Source organism: Nocardiopsis baichengensis YIM 90130, from assembly GCF_000341205.1.
GTDB lineage: Bacteria > Actinomycetota > Actinomycetes > Streptosporangiales > Streptosporangiaceae > Nocardiopsis_A > Nocardiopsis_A halophila.
Genome location: NZ_ANAS01000057.1, coordinates 1 through 1,560 on the forward strand (window position 1 = coordinate 1; position 1,560 = coordinate 1,560).

At 72.8% G+C, this 1,560-nt stretch carries 1 protein-coding gene; it reads right to left on the bottom strand.

From position 1 onward, the window contains the following. Window positions 1–1,544 (bottom strand): peptide chain release factor 3 (locus C892_RS0128205; protein ID WP_051060620.1); only part of this gene is annotated, 1,544 nt, incomplete at its 3' end. Window positions 1,545–1,560 lie beyond the last annotated feature (16 nt).

The following is a 1,560-nucleotide window of genomic DNA, read 5'->3' on the forward strand; positions in this document are numbered from 1 at the left end:
TCCATCACCAGCCCCGGGTGCTCGCGCTCGATCACCCGCAGCCGCCACTTGTTGTGCACCAGCACCAGCAGCTCGCCGTCCGAGCGCCGGGCCAGCACCTCGCACCCCGACAGCGCGTGCAGCTTCTCGGCGTCCCCGGGCGTGGTGCGCCGGGCCAGCGTGTAGTCCAGGCGCGCCAGCTCGATCGGGGCCTTGAACTCCTCGGCCATGCGGTGCTCGACCACCTCGAACTGCAGCGGCCCCACCGCCGCCAGCACCGGCGCCTGCTCCCCCCGCACATCCGAGGACAGCACCTGCACCACGCCCTCGGCGTCCAGCTGGGCGATGCCCCGCTGGAACTGCTTGTAGCGGCCCGCGTCCCTGGCCCGGGCCACCGCGAAGTGCTCCGGGGCGAAGCTGGGGATGGGCGGGAACACCACCCTGCGCCCCTCGTAGAGGGTGTCGCCCACGCTCAGCGCCGCGGCGTTGACCAGCGCGATCACATCGCCCGGATAGGCCCGCTCCACCGTGGTGCGCTCAGAGCCGAACACCTGCTGGGTGTACTTGGTGGCGAACGGGCGCCCGGTGGCCGCGTGGGTGAGCACCATGCCCCGCTCGAAGCGGCCCGAGCAGATGCGCACGAACGCCATCCGGTCCCGGTGCGCCTTGTCCATCCCGGCCTGCATCTTGAACACCTGCCCGGAGAAGGGCGCCTCCACGGGGCGCTGCTCGCCCTTGTCGTCGGCCGCGGGCGCCGGGGCCGGGGCCAGGTCCACCAGCGTGTCCAGCAGGGCGCCCACCCCGAAGTTGGGCAGCGCCGCCCCGAACAGCACCGGCGAGGACTCCCCCGCCAGGAACGAGGCCTCGTCGAAGTCGGCCCCCAGGGCTTCGAGCAGCTGCAGCTCCTCCTGCGCCTGGAGCCAGGCCTCGCCTTCGACCTGTTCGGCCCGCTCGGCGCCGAGGTGCTCTTCTTCCGCCTTGGTGGCCCCGCCCGGGGTGCGGTGGTACTTGGTGTAGCCCCCGCTCTCCCGGTCGACCACGCCGCGGAAGTCGCCGGCGATGCCCACCGGCCAGTTCACCGGCGTGGGCCGCAACCCGATCCGCTGCTCGACCTCGTCCAACAGCTCCAACGGCTCGCGCCCGGGCCGGTCCCACTTGTTCACGAACGTGATCACCGGCACCCGCCGCGCCCGGCACACCTCGAACAGCTTCAGCGTCTGGGCCTCCAGCCCCTTGGCCGAGTCCAGCAGCATCACCGCCGCGTCCACCGCCGAGAGCACCCGGTAGGTGTCCTCGGAGAAGTCCGCGTGCCCCGGGGTGTCCAGCAGGTTCAGCACCCGCCCGCCGTAGTCGATGCGCAGCGCCGCCGAAGTGATCGAGATCCCCCGCGCCTGCTCCATCGCCATCCAGTCCGAGGTCACCCCCCGCCGGTCGCCCTTGCCGTGCACCGCCCCGGCCGAGGTGATCGCCGCCGCGTGCAGCGCCAGCGCCTCGGTCAGCGTCGACTTGCCCGCATCCGGGTGCGAGATCACCGCGAACGTGCGCCGCCGACCCGCCTCGGCCAGAACCTCCTGAGCGGTC